The organism is Vibrio lamellibrachiae, assembly GCF_050337265.1.
In the GTDB taxonomy this organism is placed as follows: Bacteria; Pseudomonadota; Gammaproteobacteria; order Enterobacterales; family Vibrionaceae; genus Vibrio; species Vibrio kyushuensis.
The window spans coordinates 738972-756645 of sequence record NZ_JAKJSU010000005.1; the positions used below are offsets into that span (position 1 = coordinate 738972).

A 17674-nucleotide genomic window follows, 5' to 3' on the forward strand; every position below is an offset into this window, starting at 1 on the left:
GGTACGGATGCTTTTGCGAGGTAGGCGTCCAATCAGCCTGCGGGTAACTTAACATAGGAAAATAGCTTTGGCTAGTGTGCCCAAACTTCAAGTTACGGGCACACCTCGGTAGTTAACTGACCTTGAATTTGCCAACAATGCTAGCCAATTGTTGGTTATGTAAGCTTAGCTCTGTCACGCTTTTAACGCTTTCAAGGCCGTTGTTATTAATGGTATGGATCACTTTTCCAATGGCTGACATATTACGACTTACTTCCTCAGAGACTTGACTCTGCTCTTCAGCTGCTACTGAGATCTCTGCTGATAAGTCACTGATTTTGTAGACCGAGGTATTCACCGCATCAAGGCAGTTGATAACTTGGCTGGTATTTTCTGCGGTCTCATGACAACTGGATTTAGTGATGTCCATGTTCGAGACAACCTTGTCATTGGCTTGTCGCAGTTTATTCAGCATCTCTTCAATTTCAGTAGTGCTATTTTGTGTTCGTGACGCTAGGTTTCTGACTTCATCAGCCACAACCGCAAAGCCTCGGCCTTGCTCCCCTGCTCTCGCCGCTTCAATTGCTGCATTTAACGCAAGTAAATTCGTCTGCGCCGCAATCTCTCCAATCACATGCAACGAGTCGGCTATCTGTTTGGTGTCGTTACTCATCGTCATTACCGAATGAGACATACTATCGACTTCTTCAACAAGAGCGTTCACGCTGTTTACTGCCACGTTAACCATCTCTTTTGCTTCTGACGCCTCTTGCGCCGCTTGAGTCGTCAGCTCTGCTGCAACAGCTGCATTTTGAGCGACAGAACTGGTCGTTGCGTTGATCTCTTCAACGGCAGTCACAACAAGCTCGGTCTCTTTCTGGTGCTCATTCAATAACGCTTGATTCGATTCCGCTCGCTGTTGCAATGTCTGCACTTCGCCATTCGTCTGTTGGGTAAACTTACTGATATCAATCATCATCAGCTGCAAACTCTCAATAAATCGGTTTACACCATCGGCTATCCAACCAAGATCCCCTTTCGTTTTGACCGACAAACGCTGAGTAAGATCGCCATCACCACTGGCAAGGTCAAGAATGATCTGACGTAAAGAAACAATGGGCCTAAAGGCGACATTAATAAGAACAATCCCCAATGGCGCAATCACCAATGAAGAGATAAATAGAGCCAAAGTGATTTGTTGATTAATTGAAGAGACATTCTCTTGAATAACATTCGCATCAATGTAGCCAGTTAAACTCCATTGAGCACCCTTTATGTTGAAGTTGTCTGGGATTTCGATGAAATTACCAACAAGATTGCCACTTTTTAGTTCATTCCCAGCCACATCGTTTAATACGAAATTGAAACCTTGGCTGGAAAAGTCATCAAATAGGTTCTGGGTTTGAGTCAGGTCGATATAGAAAATATCCCCAAGGCCTTTCCTTCTAGGAACCACTACGGTCAGCATAGGTTTGCCATCGTGAGTGATGATATTACTCACCTGTACTTCTCCGTTTGCGGCCTCTAGCATGGTTTGAAATAGCTCAGCTCGAACCTCATCATCCACTGCACCATCTTTAGAGAAAGAGATACCCATGGTAACTTTAACAACGTCATAAAAATTGGTAGTTTCAACGATTCTTGTAATGTCTAACAAACTGAATTGAAGGTTTTCAGCCATGCTAATTTGCTGCTCAATATCACCTTGAATTTTGTCTTTAATTAACGACATTTGAATATCAAGGTTCTTTGAATCCATCTCGTGTACCGACTTACCAATAAAGTAATTCGCACTTAAGTAAGAGGTAATAATAGTAATAGCGATAATACCCATTACTAGCACATACATCTTGATTCGAAATGAAACATTCGTTAGCCAATTTAGCCACATGATCGGATCCCTTCTGTCGAGTGAGCTACGTCTTAATTATGAGAAATAGTGTTAACTTACTGTCGATATTAACATTATCGCAACATGATAATTATAAATAGCTCACAAAATAGACAAAGCATCAGAGTTCAGTGCATGTATTCACTTATCAAATATAAAGAGTGGGATTGGGGAAGAGGTTCAACGAGTTACTTGTTGTAGGAGCTGAATATCGAGATAAAAGAGTATAGCTCAGTGCTATTTGCTGATGGCTATGTTTGGTGTAATAAAGTGAGATTGATAGAACTTCGGCGTCACCGCGAGTTTTTTCTTAAACTGGCGTTGAAAATGGGCTTGATCGGAGAATCCCAATTGATAGGCGACTTCAGAGATATCTTGTCCTGTTTTCAGCATACGTTTAGAACGCTTGATTTTCTCGTCCATCAAATACGCATGAGGGGGTAAACCATATTGGTTTTTAAATGCTCTCAATAACTGATAACGGCTTAAACCCACTTCTTCCGCTAGCTCTTCTAACTGAATCACATGATCGATACCATCCAAAAGTCTCTCGCGAACACGGTTAAGATGAGGATGCTGCTGCTCTCTCTTAGATTGAGCGGATGCCTTACCTAAACTTGCCTCAATAAAATCATACAAGCATGCCTGTGCTTGTAATGGGCTAGACTCTGACTGCAATGAGCCAAATAGTGTTTGAAATTTGGCAGCCACTTCATGACTGCGCTCTAGATCATGAAGAAATGGTGTGTAATCTGCCAGCGGCATTTTTCGGTCATAGCCTAATACCTCTTTTTGAAACTCACCCATTTTCAAGGTATCGACAAACAGCATGCTATAAGACCATGTTCCTGCTTCTGGGTTACATGAGTGCACATCAGCAGGATTGATTGTTACGATATCGCCCGCTCCGATCTGGTGGATTGAACCACGATTTTGATAAGCAGCACGACCTTGCTGTATCAGACCAAAAGAAAACTCATCATGGGAGTGAGCTTGATAACAAGCAGTGCTACGATCGGCAACTCTGAGCTCTATCCAAGGGATCAACGTACTCTGCTTAAAGCTCGCGCTGTTATCCTTTTTCATCACCCATCCCTAAGTAATTCGATTAATAAACAAAAAATTAAACCCAGATCAGGCTCACCGACACTCCAAGCATCACCGCCATCACTCTATTAAACTGACGCTGTTTTACTGGATTTTCAAGTTTTTTGGCTAATAGTTGCCCGATCACTGCCCAAACTCCGACGCCAATAAAGCAAACAACGAGTGAAACCGAAGTAAATAAAACCAGCGACTGCTGGGGGCTGTCTTGGCCTATCACGTACAAACTTACCCCTGACATGGCTACGAGCCAAGCCTTAGGATTTAGTAGTTGAGTCAATGCGCCAACCCACCAACTCATGCCGTTACTGGTTTGAGTTTCAATTGAGGCAGTGGGCGCTGTGTATATTCGATAAGCAAGATAGAGAAGAAAAGCACTACCAACCAGCTGCATAACAAGCTCTAACTTAGGCAATAATTTGGCCATACTCTGCAGCACGCTACCGGAAAAAAAAACAACTAAAGCATAAGCAATTGAAGCGCCTGTCACATGCTTTAATGCCTCTTTCATACCACTATTCACCGCGGTACTTGTCGCCAATAAGTTAACAGGACCGGGCGTAACAGCACCTACAAATGCAAACACCACCATGGCAAAAAATAAACTGTTCATATCATCATTCTCCTTTTATGCAGACAAGATAAATGATGACGGATTTACAGTATTGAACGATATTGCAGCCTAGAATTCCCGTTAACTCTTTTGATTATGGTTACGCAAACACATAGCTTTCCGGTACCACGACGGTTCCTCTTTCAGAGATCGTGAATTTTTTAGCATCTTCTGCCGGGTTAATCCCTATTTCCGTACCAGAAGGGATTTTGACATGTTTATCGATAATGCAGTTTTTTAATTGGCAGCTTTCTCCAACTTCAACGTAATCAAAGAGAATACAGTCAGCGACCGTCGCACCATCGTTAATCTTAACATTTGATGAAAGTACGGAGTTCTGAACCGCCCCTCCAAAGTTAACCACGCCACTTGAGATCAGTGAGTTAATAAAGATGCCTTCATTGCCTGTGGCTGAGGATGTCGTTCTTGCCGGAGGTAATTGACGCTCGTACGTACGTATAGTCCAGTCCTTTTGGTACAAGTCCATAGGTGGTACGGGCGTTAAAAGATCCATATTGGCTTGATAAAATGAATCGATAGTACCGACATCTCGCCAATAAGCATCTTTCGTAACTCGCCCATCATCACCACCAAATTTGTGGGCAAATACCTTCCCCTTATCAATCAGTTTTGGAATGATATCTTTACCAAAATCGTTACTTGAACCCGTAGTTTGTGCATCATTTTCTAGCGCATCGATAAGCGCTTCAGTAGTAAAAATATAAATGCCCATAGAAGCTAGGCTATGGTCTGGATCATCGGGAAGTGACGCTGGGGTTTCTGGTTTTTCTTCAAAAGAGACAATTTTCTTTTGTTCATCAATGGCCATAACACCAAACTCTGTTGCCTCTTTTACCGGAACGTTCATACAAGCAATCGTCAGCTCTGCACCGCTCTTTTTGTGTTGCTCTAACATTGGTTCATAATCCATTCGATAGATATGATCGCCTGACAGCACGACAATGTATTTCGCTTCACTTCGAGATAGTAACCACAAATTTTGGTAGATAGCATCTGCCGTTCCACTGTACCATTTATCGCCTTTACGCATCTGTGGTGGAACGACCGTAATATACTCTCCAAGCTCAGGGTTAAACACTGACCACCCGTCCCGTAAGTGTTTCTGGAGTGAATGCGATTTATATTGCGTCAGCACTAGGATTCGTCGTAGCCCAGAATGAAGGCAATTGGCGAGCGTAAAATCAATGATTCGAAACTTCCCCCCAAAAGGCACAGCGGGCTTAGCTCGATTATCCGTCAGTGGCGATAGGCGTGACCCCATTCCTCCGGCGAGTACTACCGTCAACGTCTCTTTCATATCCATCACTCCCTAATTACGTCCATTACGAATTTAATCATTAAATCCTATGAAGTAATGCAGTACAAATATCGTTCCAATGATTAACAGACTGTAATATAAAGATATTTCCAAGAGATAAAGTAAGATTGAACCAAAGCTGGGCTCATTACAGGCTTATATGCACTATAATGTCGCATTTAGGTAAGTGGCGAGGCGCTGGTTATATTCTGTCATGTGAATTATTGGCGTGAAGAATCCGTCATAGGCGACCTTCGAATACAGAGGCCGTAACCTCTAATCCCTAACCCTAAGCCCGTTAACAACACCAATCAGAGTACTAAGCTTTCAACTCGATTACGCCCAGTATCTTTGGCCCTGTATAACGCTGCATCTGCTGCCTCATACAGTTCCTCCATCTTTTGTTTTGGCGCTTTAGAGGTCACAAGGCCAAATGATGCTGTCAGCACGGATGCTGCGTTGCTATATTTGTGTTCAAGCTGTAATGCCTCAATGGCTTGTCTAATCCCTTCAACAAAGGTTTCAGCCTCTTCAGGAGAGAGACCTGAAAAGATAATCCCGAACTCCTCGCCCCCCAATCGAAAGCAGAAATCTGATGCTCGGTGACATTTTTCCATCAAAACATTAGCAAGCGAGATCAGCTGGTGATCACCATTATGGTGGCCATAGTTGTCGTTGTACTGCTTAAAATAGTCGATATCTAGAATCACAAAGCTGAGCCATTCCTCACTTCGTTTCGCTCTGTGAATCTCAGAAGGTAATGCTTCGTTGTAATGGCGACGATTAAATAGTCCAGTCAGAGAATCAGTGATGGCAAGTTTTTCAATCTTCTTTTTTTCCTGCCGCAGTTGTTGCTCAATCTCTTTTCGCTCCATAACTTCGTTGTTCAACTTGTGGTTCAGGCTTGAGAGCTTCCGAGTCCAGTAACTGAGCAGCATCAAAACCAGTAACGATACAACCACAACCGTCCAAACAAGACTGTAATCAACACCGTGCTCATAACGAACCGTCACCCATCGAGAATAGATCGCCTTCTTCTCCGCTTCTGAAATTGAGTCGAGCGCCTTTTGCAAGATGCGTTGTAAGATTGGCCAATCACTTCGAACCGCCATACTCAGCTCAAAACGATATGGAGTAACACCAGAAACTTTCAGATTGGTAAAGCCCTCACGCGTCATCACATAATTGGCCGTCGCAATATTGCCAATATATGCAGTAACCTTACCTGAAGAGACCGCTTTCAATGCATCAGAGATATTATCAGCTTCAAACAGCTTGATTCCTGGATGATGCTCAAGGAGCAGCTCATGAGAGGCATATCCCTTAACAACCGCTACTTCTGCGTCATTCAATGCGTTAATGTCGGCGACATAAGGGATATCTTGATTGGTGATGATCATCATTGGAAAACTAAGATAGGGCTGAGTGAAGTTCAAATAACTTTTCCGGCCATCAGTAATCGCTAACGCAGGGTAGATATCCAGCTCTCGCCGCTTAGCAGCGTTGACCACTTCCGCCCAGCTCATATTTATACTTGGGATCAGTTTTACATCCAAGCGCTCACCAATCAGATTTATATAATCAGCTGCGATACCTTGGTATCTCTCCTCTTTGTTAACGTATTCAAACGGGGGCCAGTCGATATCAATGGCCAACCGAAGAGTCTTGTGCTGTTTCAACCAATCCGTTTCTTCATCGGTCAGTTCAAGTTCTTTGGTATTTTGATAATAAGTATCAAGTAGGTGCTTGATGCTGAAATTGTATAGCTTTTCGTTATCGTGTTCTTTTGAGAGTGCTTTAAAATCGATGAGTTGCCAACTGTCACTGATAAAGCTGTCGAATGTATTTATGTTGTTCCAATTAATTGCATACATCCGGGTATGAAACTGGCTCGACTCCGCAGCAAAATCATTACCAGCAAGGTAATCTTTTAACAGGATTAGTCCCCAAGCTGATTCGGTAAAATGGCCACCGACAGAGACATAAGGTAATGGCCCTTTGACAATTTCAAGCGCTTCCGGCAACCAATCAATACCACCCACAATGACGCTATCCATTGGCAAGGAAAGCTCAGCCATTGCATCCCTAGCGCCTAAAGCAAGTTCGTCTGAAGCAGCCCAAATAACATTAATTTCCGGGTGTTGTTTGAAATGTTTCTTAAACTGATTTTTCGCCTCAATCCGGCTCCAACTTGTCCCAGTATCACCTTCAGCAATAACCGAAACTTTTGGATGGTGCTTTATTATTTGGTAAAGGCCTTGATTACGCTGTTGTGCAGAAAGCTCTTTCTGATTGCCATTTATGACCAACATATTCACTTGTTTAATCTCCTCCTCATCCGCACTAATGAGAAGTTGTTCAGCCAGCAACGCACCTGCTTTTTGATCGTCAGGAGTAATACTTCCTATCCAAAATTTATACTTCGTTCTAGGGACTAAATCATCGGAAATAAAGCCTGTGTTGTACAAAATTGCTGGGGTTCTATAGCGCTCGGTTATTGCTAATATTTTTTCGCCCACCTGCTCATAGTTCATAAACAAAATCCCATCGACCCCTTGTTTACAAGCTTCGTTTACCTGCCGTAGCATCGTTTTTGACTGGTTATTTGCGTTATAAACTCGCAACGTGATACCGAGATCATTGGCTGCTGCCTGAGCAAATTTGATCTGTGATTGCCATGCAAGGGTCTCGTTACGAGGAACAAACAGCGCGATCTCTGTCGCCATGACATGTAATGGTAGGAGTAAGTGCAGAAGCAATATAAAGGGAATTTTCATCGGTACGGCTAAACGATGGATTTTCTCAAGTATAGCAGTCTATTCTCCAGTCATTTTATCGTACAAATTATGGTTATCTTACTGTCATTTTCATTAACCTGATGGGAAAGCTCTTTAACTATATTTGATTTATAAAGGTGAGATAGACGGCTGTAAACTGCGTTTAATAAAGCCAATTTTTCAGTCTTAACCTATTAAGCCTATAATTTACAGGTTAAGCACTACGCTATTTCTGTTCAGTTACGTGATAGCGTTTCTTGTAGTGTGATTGGGCAATCGTATGATATGAGCGTACATAAAGGCTTCACATTAATTGAATTGGTCGTAACCATCGTCATTTTAGCAACGTTGGCTGTTATTGCTGCCCCCCGGTTTCTTAATTTTCAATCGGATGCTCGCATAGAAGTAATGACGACAGTCGGAAGTTCGATGACGTCGGCATTGAGCTTGATCTACAGCCAAGCGGTGATTGACGGTCAAGATAGCGGAGATGGTGAAATCACCATTGGAGGTGTTGCGGTCCCACTTTATAATGGCTACCCAGCCGTTGATGGTAGTGACTCTTTTGATGATTTAAACGAACAAGTTCAAGCTTGGCTAAATATCGACACCGTCAGTAAAACCGAAATCGTTGCCAATCCAGATGCAGCCCCTTTCTTTATTGATAAATCTACCACTCTGAATCAAATTTACATTTTTTATAGTAGTGCCCCTACAACGGGAGATAGAACAGAATATGGATGCCAAGTTCGTTATCAGAACCCAGTTGATGGTGATCACTCAGTAAGGGTGCTTACCAGTATTTGCTAATGCTTGTTACCAGTATAATAATCTTCAAAATAAAACGCCGACTGTTTAAGTCGGCGGTATTAGAGCGAGTCGTTAGTTAAGTCTAAAGGTGACGAGCTACTTCATAACCATCCCAAATCGCGGTCATGATGGTTCTTGCTTGTTGGCTATCGCCAATATTAAAGACTTCATCAACATCCAATTCATTAGCCAACGCTTCGTGCAAATGGTCTTCCGCTTTGTAGCCTAAAGCTAAGATGACATGATCGGCTTGAATTTGGTTTAGCTCCGAGCTTTCTAGCTTCACCTCAATACCGTTTGGCGTTACCTTCACTAACCTTGTAGACGTCAAGGTGGTCACTTTTTCTTGAACCAGCAACTCTTTCAGCATTTGATAGTTTGCAAAGCATGTCCCGTGTGGGCCACCAATAATATCGTCATCAGCTTCAATCAATGTTACTTGTTTGCCTTTTTGCGCCATCCAAAGCGCAGCTTCTGCACCAACAAGACCACCACCAACAATAGACACGTTTTCACCTGAAATAAGATCTGGTGACATCAACAGTTTCTCTGCCGTCATCACATGCTCTAGATCTTTACCTTCAAGCCAATTTAGTTCTAACGGGCGTGAACCTGTCGCGAAAATAACACTGTCTGGCTGTAGATCTTCGATCGTTGTTTTATTCGCTTCGGTATTAAAACGAACATCAACGTTCTTGCGCGTCATTTCACCTTCAAACCATTGAATAAGAAGCTTATCATCGTGCTTAAATTCCGGCTGAGAACCTGGGATAACATTACCACCTAGTGCAGAAGACTTTTCTAACAAAGTCACGGTATGGCCACGATCAGCGGCAATACGCGCGGTTTCCATACCGGCAACACCACCACCAACCACAACCACTTTCTTATGTTTGTAGGCGGGCGTAAGTTTGAATTCTTCTTCACGTCCACAACTTGGGTTAACCGCACATGAAAGGTTACCTATCTCAGCCATTCTGCCCAAGCAGCCTAAGTGACAAGAAAGGCATGGGCGCACTTCATCAAAGCGGCCACGACGAATTTTATTCACCACGTCAGGATCTGCTAACAGTGGGCGCCCCATACTAATGCCATCTGCAATGCCATTTTCTACAGCGTGGGCAGCAAGATCTGGGTTTTCCATACGACCAGCCATTAGCACTGGTATATCAACCACCTCAGATACCGCTTTACAATAAGGTTGGTACATCCCCGGTTCAAAATAGTTCGGCGGATGATTCCAGTACCAAGAATCGTAGGTTCCGGCGTCCACATTCAGCGCATCGTAACCCGCGTTTTGTAAGAACGTAGCTGCTTCTAATCCCTCTTCCATATCACGGCCGACTTCTACCGCCACTTCATTAGGCAGAATTCCTTGACCGAACTCTTTCATGTTACTTTTTACTGAGTAACGCAGTGATACAGGAAAGTCTTCACCACATACCGCTTTAATGCCTTGAACGATTTCAACCGCAAAACGGTATCGATTCTCAAAACTGCCACCGTATTGATCCATTCTTTGGTTAAAGAACTTCATGGTGAACTGGTCAAGTAGGTAACCTTCATGTACTGCGTGTATTTCAACCCCATCAAAACCAGATTTCTGCGCAATGGCGGCCGACTCAACAAACTTACTGATAAAATACTGCACTTCTTCCGTGGTTAATTCACGATGGGTAATCGAAGGATCAAAACGGTTGGGTGCTTCAGAAGGGGCGATCGATTTATCTACAGGAGTAAAACCAGGAATACATGAACGGCCCCACCCTGCAGTTAACTGGGCAAAGATTTTCGTACCGTATGTATGAACACGTTCGGTCATCTCTTTAGCACTTCGGATGTAGGCTGTTGGGTGATTGGTTGGACAAGGGAGTGAGGGCATAGGGAACTGTTCAAGTTCATTCTCAACCATCTGCACACCCGTGATAATAAGACCTACACCGCCACGGGCACGCGCTGCGTAATACTCAACGCCGCGACTGTTATAGGCTCCATCAGCGTCAACACAGCCGAGCGTCCCCATTGGTGCCATTGAGTATCGGTTTTTAAGTTTCACTTTACCGATATGCATGGGTTCAAATAAGGTTTTGTGATTTGTTTTTAGCATCAATATTGCTCCAGTAAATTAAATGCAAATATCGTAGATTTGCAGAATCTGGAGCTATTTAATCAATATTTCAGCATTCAAGTTTGGCTCTATAGGACATAGGTTTGGCCAAAATGTCACGATACACATTGCTTTGATTTAGATCATTAGCCCAGTCAGAGGCAAGACCAAAAGCCATTGAATTGTATAACCTTTTAGTAACTATAGTCGTACAACTTAGTCTCATTGAATAATCTTGGTTGGGCTTTTTCCGGTCCAGCGTTTAAAGGCGCGAGAAAAAGTACTGAGATCAGAGAATCCGAGTTGAAAAGCAATTTCGGTCATATTGATGGCCGGGTTTTCCAGTAAATGAAGTGCACGTTCAAGCTTGTATTTTTCTAATACACCACGATAACTCGTATTTACCTCTGCCAGCCTTCGGTTCAAGGTTCTGATATTAAGTAGCATCGCCCCTGCTACTTTTTCACCCGACATATTTTCTAAGTTTTTGAACTGATTGAGCGTATTATACACTTGTAAAACGATGTCATTCTTCTCTAGCTCAGCAGCCTCTCTTCTTAAGATATTCATCGCATTAAAATGTATCTCTTGGTCATAACCCGGTAAAGGTAAGTGAAGATACTTTCTCTCAATACAGAGCTTTCTAATTGGGCTGCCTTCAGAAATAATGCAGTTTAAATGCTGCTCGATCAGAGACTTTTTGCTTTCCGAATATGGGAAATCGACTAACTTGAAATGAACCTTTAACGACTCATCTCCAACAATCGCCTGAATCATCGTGGCCAACGTTGCCAAATATAAGGTGATCCCTAAATAGGTCACATGGGATTCTTTGTTTTTCGGTTCATTATTGGACAACCAGAGTTCGGCATCTCCTATCTGACTTTCGTGGTAATTAAGGCGTACTGGCGCTCCTAGCACTGCGCAATAATCGCAAGCATATTTAAGTAGTGTTTTTAGGTCAGGGGCAGTCCAAAGTGTTAAAGAATACGAACCGAAAGTTAAAGGGTCGACATATTTGGCGCTTTTGAGACAAACGAGATCACCCGATTGACTTGCATGCATGTGCTGAAGAGTATTGCGCATATCCAACACGTTATGACGAAGACTTTTATTAAAACTGCCAGGAAAGTGATCATGTATATTTAGGCCGCACTCCTTGGACCCTTTAGCAATGAGCGTTAACCACCCTTTGTGTACCGACAAGGAAGGAGGAATCGAACTGTTCATACAAATAACACCTTAATAAAAGAGCCCTTTGATGATAAAAAACTTTATTTGAAAAACAAACTCCAAAAAGCGAATCTGTGAATAGACTCTACTTCGACTATCCACAGATCTGCCTTTCGACGCTAACTGCGCTAAAAAGCTTACCTGCTATCCTTGCTCTTTTTTCTTACGCTTCCTTTCTACTACTCACCTTTTTACATCTCTTTATTACAAATAAAGCGGCTTAGCTAAATCGACATCAGACGCTAGGATCGTTTTGTAGTTCCACTGCTCTTGAGACCAATTCTCTCCGCTGTATTTGAACACCACATCACCAGAGTTAAGATTATAAGTAATTGTGTATTCCGTAGCATAAGTCGCTAGTACAGTACCCGGCTTATACGCTGCCTGTTGAGGCACTTTAAAAGCCGTTCCTTCTACTGCCATCATTGCATTCAGCGGTGAGGTAGCCGTCTCTAGTTGAGACACATAGTAATTCGCGTAAAGGAATCTTTGCTCTGATTCCGTGTTACCCGCCCCTAGTGCAAAAGTGCTGTTATACCCACCAGAGTCTTTTAGCTCTTTTTCTTTTTTATTCCACGATTCAAGTAAACCGGCTTGGCTAGTGTTAGTAACAACTCGAGCATCTTCACCTCGGTGAATCTTGATGCCATCCTTATCGTATTGAATAACAGCACGGTCACCGGATTTGTCTGAAACGATATAGTGCCAAAGCGGAGGCTCTGCCATCGTAGGAATGGTTGTCAGACCGAAATCAATACTTTCGACGTTATCGAGTACTTCTTGTACCGATGCGTAATTAGCAAGAATGTAAGCAACGTATTCGTTCTGGCTAATTTGAGTTTCAGATGCCTTCTCTGCACTCATATCTTGGTAATACTGTAAACTGCTATGAAGTCCTTCTTCATTCACCCCTTCACCCACTAATTTTCCATAGCCAGCAACAGCCAAAAAGTTATGTTTTACCGTGTATGAGTTTTCAGACTCACTACCATGGAAGTATCGCTTCTCTCCTTCCCTTACGGTCAATAGTAATGGTTGCGTTGATTCCATCCAGTCCATTGTCCGTGTTAAAACAACACCTTCTGGGCTATCCCAAAATACATTTGAACAAGCCAGTACTGACCCTGAAGAAATTAGAGCACCAAGTAAAGCGGAACCAATAATTGATTTTTTCATGCGGATACCTATTTTTGTTGGTTATATTAATAATTTGACAACATTAGATGTAATATTTAAATCCAAGTTCTATGCGTGAAGAGTTGACCCACCCTTGATTTATATTTAAATAATTTAATTTTGATTCCTGATGCTCATACGTTGCCATCATCCAAAGTCTCTGGCTATCAGTAATAGGTGTTCCGACTTGGAACTTTAATTTAACGCTTTCACGCTCAATATCATCACCAGAAATAGACATATATTCAGGAAAGAAGCCAATATAGCTTCTATTTTCTGAAATACGACGTGTTAAGAATAGCGTCGCTAAATACCCATCAACATCTTCGCCATACATTTTTCCTTTTGTATAAGCGATATTTGGGAATGCCATAAACTTCTCGGTATACATTGGGTTTACCATACCCACAACACCGACCGAGGCGAGCGTCATATCATCTTCATTATTGACTTGAGGAAGAACGCTATGAATAAGATCAACGGAAAAACCAACTTTAGGAAAGCTTGTCACCCCACTGTCCATCACATGAAAATATTGCAAGCGCCCGTTATTGTAGCTAACACCGTAATCTTCATTATCGAAACCCGCATCACCAAAGGCAGCTTCACCATAGAGAAGGAAGCTATCATTATTGTCATACGTGCCTGAAATTGAGCCCAACAGTTTTATGTTGCTATCACTATCAATGGATGCTCCCACTTGGGTATAGACTTTTGTCATATCTCCAGGGTCAACTTCTGTTGTCTCTTGTGCATATGCACTCAACGGTAACACTGCCACACACACTATTGGGTACATGCACTTCTTAAGTCGTCTCATCATTAATCCTCAATTGAATTTGAGGCCAGTCTAAATCGATAAAAATATCAATTATTGACGCTGATCGAATTTCTATTTTTGTGACCAAATAAGTATAACGAATGTCCTAAAGTGCCAAAGAAATATAGTTATTTTCACGACAAACAAACCACTAATATACAACCAGTTTTACTTGAGTGTTTTGTGATCTAATCCATAGAAAAAAACATTGTCTAGTTTAGTTAAATTACTGACCTATTAAGCCAAGTATCGATATTCGTATCCATGTAATTTATAAAGAGAAGACATGGAAAGTCTCTACCCTACATTAGGAACTTAATATATTTATAAATATACAATTAATATATTCAGTTATTTAATTACTATAGAGATGATAATTATGAACAAATGGCAAGAACGTTACAGTGAAAAAACAATAAGCCTTAATTCAGCAGTTAATAAGTTATCGCAAGGCGATAAGGTTTGGGCTGGTGGTTTATTATCTTCACCAATAATGCTTTTACTTGAATTAGATAAACACCTAGATAAACTGGAGCCTTTCGAGCTTTATACCGGTCTATTGACTCACCCCTTCGATTTTTTAAAACCGCAATATAAATCTATCGTCCATCATAAAAGCCTGTTTATGGGGCCACTTGAGCGAAAAATTCAAGCACATGGCAACATTGAAGTCACCAACTTCCATTTCTCAAACTTCGATGAAATTTTCAACCGTATTCAACCTAATTGTATGATGGTTGAAGTAACTGAACCTGATGAAAATGGCTACATGAGCATGGGTGCATGCGGAGGCGTTGGCAATAAAGTCGCTTTGCAAAGCGCAACAAAAATCATCGCTGTGGTGAATAAGTTCCAGCCCAAAATTACCAATAAAGACAATTTGATTCATGTTGATGAAGTTAGCTTCTTAACCGAAGGCCACCATCCAATCGCTGGCCCTAAAGGGGCGGAGCCTTCTGACTTAGAGATCTCCATCGCTGAGCACGTAACACCCTACATTAAAGACGGCATGACCATACAAATCGGTATCGGCACTATCTCAAATGCATTGGGTATGGCTTTGAAAGGTCACGCTAATCTAGGTATTCATACCGAAATGTTTACTGAGTCGATGATGGAGCTATGTAAAGCGGGCGCGGTAAGCTGTGCAAGCAAGAACTACAAGCCAAATAAAATTGTGACAGCCTTTGCGGCAGGGTCACAAGATCTCATCGATTACATTGATGGTAACCCCCAAATAGAGATGGGTTGTGTCACCGATGTGGTCAATCCTAACATCATTGCTAAAAACGATAACTTTGCCTCAATCAATACCTGCGTGATGGTTGATTTAGTTGGTCAAGTAGCCTCAGAAGGTGTTGGTCACTCTCAAATATCTGGCTCTGGTGGTCAAGTCGACTTCGTGCGTGGAGCGCGCATGTCTAAAGGCGGCATCAGTATTCTAGCACTGGCATCGACCCACAAAGGCAAGCAAGGTTTAGAATCGACGATTCGAACAGCTCTTCCTGCTGGCACACCTGTCACCACCCTACGAAATGATGTTCAAGTGGTAGCGACTGAATTCGGCGCCGCGGATTTACGTGCCTTAAACACACCAGAGCGCGTTTTGGCTCTTATCAACATCGCCCATCCTGAATTTCGTGAATCACTCCTGTCTGACGCTAAAGCGTGTGGCTTAATCAAATAATAGGACTGTCATTATGTTTAAAGGCCAACATTTTAGCCTGATTCAACGCGGTGAGTTTATCGAACTCGTTTTAGACTCGCAAAAAGATCACATGAACACGCTGAGTGAAAGTGCATTAACCGAGCTGGAAACGTGCATTGAACAGCTAGAGAGCAACACACCTGCTGGACTCATATTTCACTCGACCAAAACTGTATTTAGCGCTGGCGCAAATATCAAAGAGTTTGAAGGTATTTTTGATGGCGGGGAAAATGCCATTGATCGCTACCTTGCGTGGTCACAAGGCATTCTCAATCGTTTAGAAGATCTTGATATACCTAAAGTCGCTGTGATCAATAACTTTGCAGCAGGTGGGGCGGTAGAGCTGTCGCTTCTGGCTGAATACCGAATAGCAACACCGAAAGCAAAGCTACTACTACCTGAAGTTAAACTTGGCATCATGCCCTGCTGGGGTGGTGTGACACGTTTACCTCGAATCGCAGGGCTCGATACTGCTATTCAATGGATCACCACAGGTAAGCAGTTTAAAGCGGAACAAGCGTTAGAGCATCACGTTATCGATGGTGTCATCAACCCTAAAACCACCTGCCTACTTGAGCAAGCAGAGAAAATTCTACAATCCTGTTTGAATGGTGATTTGGATTGGCGTCAACGTCAGGAAGAGAAGCGCTCTCCACTTCCAATGAATGACCACGAAGTTTCCATGTCTATTACCGTCGCAAAAGGCATGGCTGCAAAGGTGGCAGGGCCGAACTACCCTGCACCTAACGTCATTTTAAACACCATGTTTAAATCGGCTAAACTAGGTCGTGACGAAGCATTATCACTTGAACGCGCTGGCGTGGTGAAGTGCGTAGAGTCAGGCGTTGCTGGCGCATTAGTTAACGTTTATGTCAGTGATTTGAACGTGAAATCAAAAGCCAAATCTACGGCTAAGTCTGCCCAATCAATTGATGAAGTAGGCGTGATTGGCGCAGGTATCATGGGCGGTGGAATCGCCTATGTAACCGCTGACAAAAACATTGATGTGGTGATGAAAGACATCAATAAACAGGGCCTCGCGTTAGGTTTAGCAGAGGCCAACAAACTGCTCTCCAAGCAAGTAGAAAGAGGCCGTAAGAAGCCAGCTGCTATGGGGGAGGTTCTAAACCGCATCACGCCAACGCTACATAATATCTCTTTGGAGAAAAACAGCCTTGTTATTGAAGCAGTCGTTGAGAACCCAATCATCAAAGAGAAAGTACTGACAGAGTTAGAGCAAGTCGCTCCCAACGCAGTTATCGCTTCAAACACATCAACCTTGATGATCAGCGGCCTTGCTCATGCGCTGAAGCATCCAGAAAATTTCTGCGGCATCCACTTCTTCAACCCGGTACATAAAATGCCATTGGTTGAAGTGATTCGAGGTGAGAAGACCTCTGATGAAACCATTGCAACAGCAGTAAACTACGTGCTGTCACTAGGTAAAACGCCTATCGTAGTCAACGACTGCGCAGGTTTTCTCGTCAACCGCTGCTTAACCCCATACTTCCTTGCCTTCAACCAACTCGTCGTTGACGGTGGCGACCTTACAATCATCGATAAAGTGATGAGTAAGTCGTTTGGCTGGCCGATGGGACCAGGGTTACTACTTGATGTTATTGGCTTGGATACCGCTTCTCACTGTATCGACGTCATGAATGAGGCATTTGGTGAGCGCTTGGCGACTCCAAAAGTGAATCTGATTCAGAAATTCGTTGATAACGGTAAGCTTGGTCAAAAATCTCACTGCGGATTCTACGCGCACGAAGCCGACCGCCGTGGTCGCATCAAGCCTGTTGCAAGTGAATCATCCAACGCTCTTCTAGCGGAGCATGTAAACGCACCACAATCGCTCACTAGCGAAGATATCCAAATGCGTATGATGCTACCAATGATGTTTGAAGCAATTCGTTGTTTAGACGAAGGCATCATTGCTTCCGCTGCTGAGGGAGACATTGCGTTTGTCTATGGTACAGGGTTCCCTCCATTCAGAGGCGGTCTGTTCTACTACATGGACCAATTTGGCTTAGATAACTTGCTTACCGTTGCCGAGAAATACCAACACCTTGGCGAGCTTTACAAAGTACCGAAAGGGCTTATTGAACGCGCCACCAAAAACCAAGCTTTTTACGCTTAAC

Annotated in this window: 12 protein-coding genes; 3 read left to right on the forward strand and 9 right to left on the reverse strand. The window is 42.9% G+C overall.

The annotated features are described in order from the left end of the window. Positions 1 to 112 precede the first annotated feature (112 nt). From L4C54_RS08915 to L4C54_RS08935, 5 genes are all read right to left on the reverse strand, one after another. The gene (locus tag L4C54_RS08915) at positions 113 to 1870 is read right to left on the reverse strand and encodes a methyl-accepting chemotaxis protein (RefSeq protein WP_428807903.1); all 1758 of its coding nucleotides are present in this window, start codon (positions 1868 to 1870) and stop codon (positions 113 to 115) included. A 237-nt stretch (positions 1871 to 2107) separates the two neighbouring features. Next, positions 2108 to 2956, reverse strand: a complete 849-nt coding sequence (locus tag L4C54_RS08920) for an AraC family transcriptional regulator (protein ID WP_428807904.1) — start codon at positions 2954 to 2956, stop codon at positions 2108 to 2110. A gap of 37 nt (positions 2957 to 2993) precedes the next feature. Then, positions 2994 to 3587 (reverse strand): LysE family translocator, encoded by a 594-nt coding sequence (locus L4C54_RS08925; protein ID WP_428807905.1) that lies wholly within the window; start codon positions 3585 to 3587, stop codon positions 2994 to 2996. 100 nt (positions 3588 to 3687) lie between these two features. Then, positions 3688 to 4905 (reverse strand): glucose-1-phosphate adenylyltransferase, encoded by a 1218-nt coding sequence (gene glgC, locus L4C54_RS08930; protein WP_428807906.1) that lies wholly within the window; start codon positions 4903 to 4905, stop codon positions 3688 to 3690. A gap of 311 nt (positions 4906 to 5216) precedes the next feature. Then, positions 5217 to 7682, reverse strand: coding sequence for a diguanylate cyclase (locus L4C54_RS08935; RefSeq protein WP_428807907.1), 2466 nt, complete (start codon positions 7680 to 7682; stop codon positions 5217 to 5219). A 285-nt stretch (positions 7683 to 7967) separates the two neighbouring features. Here L4C54_RS08935 and L4C54_RS08940 point away from each other — a divergent pair, with 285 nt between their 5' ends. After that, the gene (locus L4C54_RS08940) at positions 7968 to 8492 is read left to right on the forward strand and encodes a pilus assembly FimT family protein (RefSeq protein ID WP_428807908.1); all 525 of its coding nucleotides are present in this window, start codon (positions 7968 to 7970) and stop codon (positions 8490 to 8492) included. Between the two features lie 82 nt (positions 8493 to 8574). On the opposite strand, the gene L4C54_RS08945 is transcribed toward L4C54_RS08940, so the two are convergent. The 4 genes from L4C54_RS08945 to L4C54_RS08960 form a co-directional block, all read right to left on the reverse strand. Beyond that, the gene (locus L4C54_RS08945; protein ID WP_428807909.1) at positions 8575 to 10599 is read right to left on the reverse strand and encodes an oxidoreductase; all 2025 of its coding nucleotides are present in this window, start codon (positions 10597 to 10599) and stop codon (positions 8575 to 8577) included. Between the two features lie 222 nt (positions 10600 to 10821). Continuing rightward, positions 10822 to 11829, reverse strand: coding sequence for a helix-turn-helix domain-containing protein (locus L4C54_RS08950; protein ID WP_428807910.1), 1008 nt, complete (start codon positions 11827 to 11829; stop codon positions 10822 to 10824). Positions 11830 to 12036: 207 nt separating this feature from the next. Then, the gene (locus L4C54_RS08955) at positions 12037 to 13008 is read right to left on the reverse strand and encodes a linear amide C-N hydrolase (RefSeq protein WP_428799543.1); all 972 of its coding nucleotides are present in this window, start codon (positions 13006 to 13008) and stop codon (positions 12037 to 12039) included. Positions 13009 to 13051: 43 nt separating this feature from the next. Beyond that, the gene (locus L4C54_RS08960) at positions 13052 to 13831 is read right to left on the reverse strand and encodes a hypothetical protein (protein ID WP_428807911.1); all 780 of its coding nucleotides are present in this window, start codon (positions 13829 to 13831) and stop codon (positions 13052 to 13054) included. A gap of 376 nt (positions 13832 to 14207) precedes the next feature. Between L4C54_RS08960 and L4C54_RS08965 the strand changes: the two genes are divergently transcribed. Both L4C54_RS08965 and fadB read left to right on the forward strand, forming a co-directional pair. Further along, positions 14208 to 15515 (forward strand): acetyl-CoA hydrolase/transferase family protein, encoded by a 1308-nt coding sequence (locus L4C54_RS08965; protein ID WP_428807912.1) that lies wholly within the window; start codon positions 14208 to 14210, stop codon positions 15513 to 15515. Positions 15516 to 15528: 13 nt separating this feature from the next. After that, on the forward strand, positions 15529 to 17673 hold the full coding sequence (fadB, locus tag L4C54_RS08970) for a fatty acid oxidation complex subunit alpha FadB (RefSeq protein WP_428807913.1): 2145 nt from the start codon (positions 15529 to 15531) through the stop codon (positions 17671 to 17673). Position 17674 lies beyond the last annotated feature (1 nt).